Source organism: Methanobrevibacter sp. (assembly GCF_045603845.1).
Classification (GTDB): Archaea; Methanobacteriota; Methanobacteria; order Methanobacteriales; family Methanobacteriaceae; genus Methanocatella.
The window spans coordinates 1-7,252 of record NZ_JAZUMY010000041.1 but is presented as its reverse complement, the minus strand read 5'-3'; the positions used below and the strand labels follow the sequence as shown (position 1 = coordinate 7,252).

9 protein-coding genes are annotated in these 7,252 nt (G+C 36.5%); all 9 read right to left on the bottom strand.

Annotated elements, in window-relative coordinates; genetic code table 11:
* Nucleotides 1-511 (bottom strand): hypothetical protein (locus tag ACKI2W_RS03780; RefSeq protein WP_407379387.1); only part of this gene is annotated, 511 nt, incomplete at its 3' end.
* Between the two features lie 56 nt (nucleotides 512-567).
* Nucleotides 568-1,302: a proliferating cell nuclear antigen (pcna) gene (gene pcn, locus ACKI2W_RS03775; protein WP_407379385.1), complete on the bottom strand. Its 735-nt coding sequence runs from the start codon at nucleotides 1,300-1,302 to the stop codon at nucleotides 568-570.
* Nucleotides 1,303-1,425: 123 nt separating this feature from the next.
* Nucleotides 1,426-2,196: a tryptophan synthase subunit alpha gene (gene trpA / locus ACKI2W_RS03770; protein ID WP_407379383.1), complete on the bottom strand. Its 771-nt coding sequence runs from the start codon at nucleotides 2,194-2,196 to the stop codon at nucleotides 1,426-1,428.
* Nucleotides 2,189-3,373, bottom strand: a complete 1,185-nt coding sequence (gene trpB, locus ACKI2W_RS03765; protein ID WP_407379381.1) for a tryptophan synthase subunit beta — start codon at nucleotides 3,371-3,373, stop codon at nucleotides 2,189-2,191. Before trpB ends, trpA begins: the two co-directional genes overlap by 8 nt.
* Complete coding sequence (locus tag ACKI2W_RS03760; protein WP_407379379.1) at nucleotides 3,366-3,968, bottom strand: phosphoribosylanthranilate isomerase; 603 nt, start codon at nucleotides 3,966-3,968, stop codon at nucleotides 3,366-3,368. The genes trpB and ACKI2W_RS03760 overlap by 8 nt, the downstream gene beginning before the upstream one ends.
* Nucleotides 3,961-4,737 (bottom strand): indole-3-glycerol phosphate synthase TrpC, encoded by a 777-nt coding sequence (gene trpC, locus ACKI2W_RS03755; RefSeq protein WP_407379377.1) that lies wholly within the window; start codon nucleotides 4,735-4,737, stop codon nucleotides 3,961-3,963. The genes ACKI2W_RS03760 and trpC overlap by 8 nt, the downstream gene beginning before the upstream one ends.
* Before the next feature lie 5 nt (nucleotides 4,738-4,742).
* Nucleotides 4,743-5,750, bottom strand: a complete 1,008-nt coding sequence (gene trpD / locus ACKI2W_RS03750) for an anthranilate phosphoribosyltransferase (RefSeq protein ID WP_407379375.1) — start codon at nucleotides 5,748-5,750, stop codon at nucleotides 4,743-4,745.
* Complete coding sequence (locus ACKI2W_RS03745) at nucleotides 5,751-6,320, bottom strand: anthranilate synthase component II (protein ID WP_407379373.1); 570 nt, start codon at nucleotides 6,318-6,320, stop codon at nucleotides 5,751-5,753.
* Nucleotides 6,317-7,252: anthranilate synthase component I family protein (locus ACKI2W_RS03740; RefSeq protein ID WP_407379371.1), on the bottom strand; the 936-nt coding region annotated here is incomplete at its 5' end. The genes ACKI2W_RS03745 and ACKI2W_RS03740, both read right to left, overlap by 4 nt.

The following is a 7,252-nucleotide window of genomic DNA, read 5'->3' as shown; positions in this document are numbered from 1 at the left end:
CCTGCTTAGTTTTTCTCTCGACATTTTTACTGGAGTGATTTTCACCAGCATCATTTTCCTTCACAGTATTTCTCTCAGCGCTTTTACTGGAGTGATTTTCACCAGTTTTAGGAGGTTTTAAAATATCCTTGGTAGATAAATTAATTCTATGATTTTTCAAAGTATCGATTAAGGAAAAATAAAAGGTTTCTTCTTCGGGAGTTAAATTAAGAGGCATTGAGTCAACCAGATCAAATTCCTGCTTTCCGGTAAAGAGATGATATGACCGGTTCATATTAAGGACTGCTGCATTGGTAATCTTATGCTCACGCCTTTCACAAATCTCTGTTGCTATTCTTCTAGCCTCATTTAAAGTATTATACACATCAGAAAACGGATCGTCAATAGCGGATTGCTTCAATTCATTAATATATGTATGAATGTCTTCATAAAAAGTTTCTTCAACGTGGGCTAATGTACCATTGTCACGTTCTTTTTTCTGAATTTTACGTAAAGTTTGAAATAAATCCACTTAATATCATCTCTGATGGTTTTTAAAAAGAAAATAAGAAAAAAACAAATGAAAAATTAATCATCTGTTTCTAATCTTGGAGCAAGCAAGAAACTAAGTTTACCGTCACCTGTGACCATAGTCAAGGTTAAGCTTAACGGCATGTCAGTACCTAAACTAATTTCAGCTTCCTCTGAAAATTTATCTGCTTTAAGCATTTCTCTAATCTTATCCAATGAAAATAGAGATTTTTCATGCTCTTTAATATTTTCACCGTGAATATACTTAATACTTGCATCACCAAATTCACCATCTGCAGATGCTATAAAGTAATCTTCATCAACTTCCAAAGCAATCTTATCTGAAAATATCTCAATATCGTTGATTGAATCTTTCAATATAGAGAAACGAACTTTAAATGAGGTCGGGTGATTAATTTGAGGAGGAGTAGGATTATCGTACTCAATATCAATTAATCTGATTTTAAATGTCCTTGTAGCATCACCTTCAAAAGTAATGATGAAATTGCCTTCATCAACAGACATTAAAACTTTATCCTGAGATTTTGCCCTTTTGAGAACCCTCATGAATTCATCAGTGTCTATATTGATTTTTTCAGGAACATCACAAATATATTCATCAAATAAACTTGCTTTTAATTCTAAATGAACAAAAGTTATGTGACTGCGGTCTAAGGCATCTAATCTCATACCTTCACTATCAGTTTGGATTTGTACTTCATCAACGATTGAGGAAATAGCATCGAAACTGGTTTTTAAAATACTAGAATCACTTAATTCAGCTTTAAACATAAATAATCCTCTAAATTTTATTAAATAAAAAATCTTTAATAATATTAAATATTATGTCAATCCTATATAATAAATATTTTCATTAGACAAAAAATAAGAAAAAAGAGGTAAAAACCTCCAAATTTATCTGCAAGCGTTTTTCATGCTAGAAACATAATCCTTTAATGCTTCAGTTGCATTTTCACCATGCTCTTCAATGATTTTTACAATAGCACTTCCGACAATTACTCCATCGGCAATTTTAGATATTTCAGATGCCTGCTGTGGAGTGTTGATTCCAAAACCGACGGCTACAGGCAAATCACATGCATCGCGAATGTCTGCGATTATTGCATTCAAATCTGTTTTTATCTCAGATCTCATTCCAGTGACTCCCAATGAGGATACAACGTAAATGAAACCAGTTGCATTAGATGCAATCATTTGAATTCTTTCCTTTGAAGTCGGAGCTATTAATGAAATTACATCAACATCGTTTTGAGCTGCAATATCTGCAATCTCACCCTTTTCCTCATAAGGCACATCAGGAGTGATTATACCATCAATACCATATTCCCTGCACTTTTTAAAGAACTCTTCATAACCATAGAAGAATACCGGATTAATATATGTTAAAAATACCAATGGCACATCGGTCTTTTGGCGAACCTGTCTGACAATTTCAAATACGTCATCGGTAGTTGTGTTATGTTTCAATGCCCTTACATTAGCATCCTGAATTACAACGCCTTCAGCCATAGGATCTGAAAACGGAATTCCGATTTCAACCAAATCACAGCCCGCTTCATCCATTGCCAAAATATATTCGACAGTTTTTTCAAGTGTCGGGTCGCCTGCTGTCAAAAATCCGATAAATGCAGTGTCATCTTTAAATGCATTAGCTATTCTACTCATTTAATTCAATCCCCCTGTATTCAGCGATAGATTTAACATCTTTGTCTCCTCTTCCAGACAGACAGACAATTATGATATCATCCTCATTCATTTCAGGAGCTATTTTAACCGCATGGGCAACGGCATGAGAACTTTCAATAGCCGGAATAATCCCTTCCATTCTTGAGAGGTATTCAAATGCATCAACCGCTTCCTCATCAGTGACTGCAACGTATTGGGCTCTTCCGGAATCTCTCAGATAAGCGTGTTCCGGTCCGACCCCAGGATAGTCAAGGCCTGCAGATATTGAATAAACCGGAGCAATCTGGCCGCATTCACCCTGATTGAATATTGATTTCATTCCATGAAATATTCCGATTTTACCATTAGTCAAAGCGGCCGCATTATATGGAGTGTCAATACCTTTTCCTCCAGCTTCACAGCCTATCAACTGAACATCTTCATCATCGATAAAGTTATAAAATGCACCCATCGCATTGCTTCCACCACCAACACAGGCCAATACTGCTGTTGGCAATTTCCCTTCTTTTTCAAGTATCTGCTGGCGGGCTTCAGCACTGATTACTGCCTGAAAATCCCTTACCATTTGAGGAAATGGATGAGGACCCATAGTTGAACCGATTACATAATTTGTACTGTCAACGTTAGCTATCCAATCCCTGAACGCATCGTTTACAGCATCCTTAAGTGTTTTAGTTCCTGATTTTACAGTGTGAACTTTTGCTCCAAGCAATTCCATACGATATACATTAAGAGCCTGTCTTTTCGTATCGACTTCACCCATAAACACTTCACATTCAATATCAAGAAGTGCTGCTGCCGTTGCAGTTGCCACACCATGCTGGCCTGCACCAGTTTCGGCAATCACTCGAGTTTTACCCATTTTTTTAGCAAGCAAAACCTGTCCCAGAACATTGTTGATTTTATGGGCGCCGGTGTGATTTAAATCCTCTCTTTTAAGGTATATCTTTGCTCCACCCAAATCCTGCGTCATTCTCTTTGCATAGTACAATAAGGATGGCCTTCCGGCATATTCCTTTAATAATGTATTTAATTCATTGACAAAATCCGGGTCATTCATATAATAGTTGTACTGTTGCTCCAAATAGATCAATTCGTTCATTAACGTTTCTGATATATACTGACCACCATATTCACCATATCTTCCTTTAGTCATTTATTGCCTCCATGACCTCTTTTACTTTATCTTCATCTTTATAACCATCAGTTTCAAGGCTGCTGCTCAAATCAACAGCATAAGGATCGAATTCATCAATAGCTTCACCAATATTTTGAGCATTTAATCCTCCAGCCAAAAAGAACTCTTTTTTTAAATCTTTTCTTATCAAACGCCAGTCAAAGGTTTTTCCACTCCCCTTTCCACTGTCAAGTAACAAATAATCAGCAATCGAATCATCATATTCCTTTAAATCTTTATCATCAGACATTTCTATTGCATTAATAATTTTTAGTTGATAGTTAGATTTTTGCTTTAATCTATTAATATAATCTTCACTTTCCCGTCCATGCAGCTGTGCAACATCTATTATTCCCTCATCATATAATTTTAAAATTTCTTCAATGTCGGCATCCACAAAAACACCAACGGAAATGATTGAGGAATCAAGATTCTCCTTCATTTGACAAGCCAAATCAGGAGTGACTTTTCTTTTGGAATCTGTAAACACAAAACCTACATAATCCGGCTTGTATTTATTTGCGATTTCAATATCCTCCAATCTTTTTAATCCGCAGATTTTGATTTTAGCCATTTTTCAACTCCAGAATCATAGCCTTTTTATCATCACTTTTCATTAAAGTTTCGCCTATTAAAACAGCATCAACATTATTTTCCTTTAATCTGGCAACATCTTCCTTTGTTTTAATGCCACTTTCAGAAATAAATACGATATCTTCACCGACACATCTACGTAGATTGATACTGTTTTCAATGTCCACAGTGAAATCTGTCAGGTCACGATTATTCACACCAATTATTTCAGCACCTACACTTAACGCCTTCATGATTTCCGTCGAATCGTGAACTTCAACTATTGCGGACAAACCCAATGAATGAGCCAAATCCAGATATTTCTTTAAATCAACGATATCCAGAATAGCTACAATTAATAAAACAGCTGAAGCACCAAGATACTTGGCCTGATAAATCATATACTCATCAATGACAAAATCCTTTCTCAATATGGGAATTGAAACATTTTGAGCGATTTCCTTTAGATAATCATCATCACCTTTGAAAAAGTACGGCTCTGTCAATACAGATATTGCAGATGCTCCCGCTTGCTCGTAATCTTCAGCAATCTGAAGATAATCGAAATCTTCACTTATCAAACCTTTTGAAGGAGATGCCTTTTTTACTTCAGCAATTATGGAAATGTCATCACCCTGCAAAGCTTTTTTGAAAGGAAACTCTTCATTGATTTCCATATAGGAAATCTGTTTTTTCAAATCATCCAATGTGATTATGGATTTTTCCAAATCAATTCTCTGCCTTGTTCTTTCAACGATTTCATCCAACATAATAATCAACTATTTGTAAACTCAATGAATTTTTCAAGCTGTTTTAATGCCTTGCCTGAATCAATAATCTCTTCGGCAATTTCAACACCTTCTTTAATTGATTCAACAGCTCCTGCAACATACAATCCTGCTGCAGAATTTAAAACGACAGCGTTTCTTTTTGGTCCTTTCTGACCGTTCAAAATATCCAATGTAATTTGAGCATTATCCTTAGGGTCTCCTCCAACCAAATCTTCCTTGCTGCATTTTTCAAATCCGAAATCACTCGGGTCGATTTCATAGGATTTTGTTTTGCCGTCCCGGATTTCGCAGACGCATGTTTTATCACTGACTGAAATTTCATCCATGCCATCCACACCATAAACGGACAATGCTGATTTTACACCAAGATTATTTAATACCTTTGCCAGAGGTTCTACTAATTCTTTATCATAAACACCTAAAACCTGCATTGTAGCACCTGCGGGATTTGTTAAAGGACCCAAGATATTAAAAATAGTTCTGATTCCAAGCTCTTTTCTTACTCCTGCAACATATTTCATTGCAATATGATAGTTCTGAGCGAATAAAAAACAGATATTATTTTCTTTTAAACATTCAACGCTTTTTTCAGGAGAAATATTTATGTTAACGCCCAATTCTTCCAAAACATCAGCGGCACCGCATTTACTTGATGCTGAACGGTTGCCGTGTTTTGAAACAGGAACACCGGCTGCGGAAATTACAAGAGATGATGTTGTTGAGATATTGAATGTGTTGGATCCGTCACCTCCAGTTCCAACAATTTCCAGCGCTTCGACATCATTCAACAGCCTTACGCAATGATTTCTCATCGCTTCGGCAGATGCCGTGATTTCATCGATTGTTTCTCCTTTCATGGACATGGCAGTCAGATAGGAGCTCATTTGAATTTCACTGGCCTGTCCCCCCATAATTTCATCCATTGTCTGATAAGCTTCTTCATAAGTTAAATCTTCTTTATTTGATACCTTTAAAATTGCTTCCCTAATCATTTAAATTCCCTCCAAAAAGTTTCTTAAAATTGCCAATCCGTCAGGAGTCAGAATAGATTCCGGATGGAATTGGAGTCCGTAAATATTATAATCCTTATGCTTTACTGCCATAATCTCTCCGTCATCACAGGCTTTTGATATTATTTCCAATTCTTCAGGCAAAGTGGATTCAACCAGGCTCAAAGAATGATAACGCCCAACGGTTATCTCATTACCCAGTCCCTTAAAAATCAAGTCGTCATTCAGGGAGATGACGGATGATTTGCCATGCATTAACCTTCGCGCATATGAAATATCTCCGCCGAAAGCGGCGCAAATTGACTGATGGCCCAGACATACTCCGAGGATTGGGATTTTTCCCTTAAATTCACGGACAAGATCAATACAGATTCCCGCATTTTCAGGTTTGCCCGGCCCCGGAGATAAAATGATGGCTTCAGGATTTAGATACTTGATTTCATCCAAAGAAATCTTATCATTTCTTGAAACCCGGATATCTGAGTTTATCTCACCGATCAGCTGATATAAATTATATGAAAAACTGTCATAATTGTCTATTAAAAGAATCATTCTAATCCCCCATCTGCTATTTTTAAAGCATTTATTACGGCTGCGGCCTTATTCATGCATTCATCAAACTCATTATCGGGCACACTGTCTGCAACAATGCCTGCGCCGGAACGTATGAATACCTTATTATTTCGCTTGAAAGCTATCCTGATGGAAATGCAGGTATCCAGATTTCCGCTTAAATCGACATATCCTATAGCCCCACCATATATTCCGCGCTTATTATTTTCAAGTTCATTGATGATTTCACACGCCCTGATTTTTGGAGCCCCAGACAAGGTTCCTGCAGGCAAAATCGAATCAAGAGCAACTAAAGAGTCCAAATCGTCTCTAAGTATTCCACTGACGGTAGAACCAATATGCATTACATGAGAAAACCTTTCAATCGACATGTATTTATCGACAGATACTGATCCTATTTCTGCAATCCTTCCGATGTCATTTCGACCCAAATCAACAAGCATATTATGCTCAGCCAATTCCTTTTCGTCACTTAAAAGCTCTTGTTCAAGTTGTAAATCTTCCTGAGGAGTTTTACCTCGAGGCCTCGTTCCAGCAAGAGGAAAAGTATATAGTTTATTATCAGTTACCTTAACAAGAGTTTCAGGAGATGCACCAGCTATCTCAATGTCATCACTTGAAAAGTAAAACATATATGGGGAAGGATTTGTAGTTCTTAAAACCCTATATGTGTCAAATAAACTTCCTTCGATGTCAGCTTCAATCCTATTGGATAAGACAACCTGAAAAATATCCCCTTCTTTAATATAATTTTTTGCCCTAACAATCATTTCGCTGAATTTTTCGCGAGAAAATGCATTTCTAAAGTCTGATTTTAATTGTAATGGTTCAATTTCTGCCTTTTTACCGTTTTTAATTAACTCAGCAATTTCTTTTAACTCGCCACATGCTTTTTTGTAATTGTTTTTCAA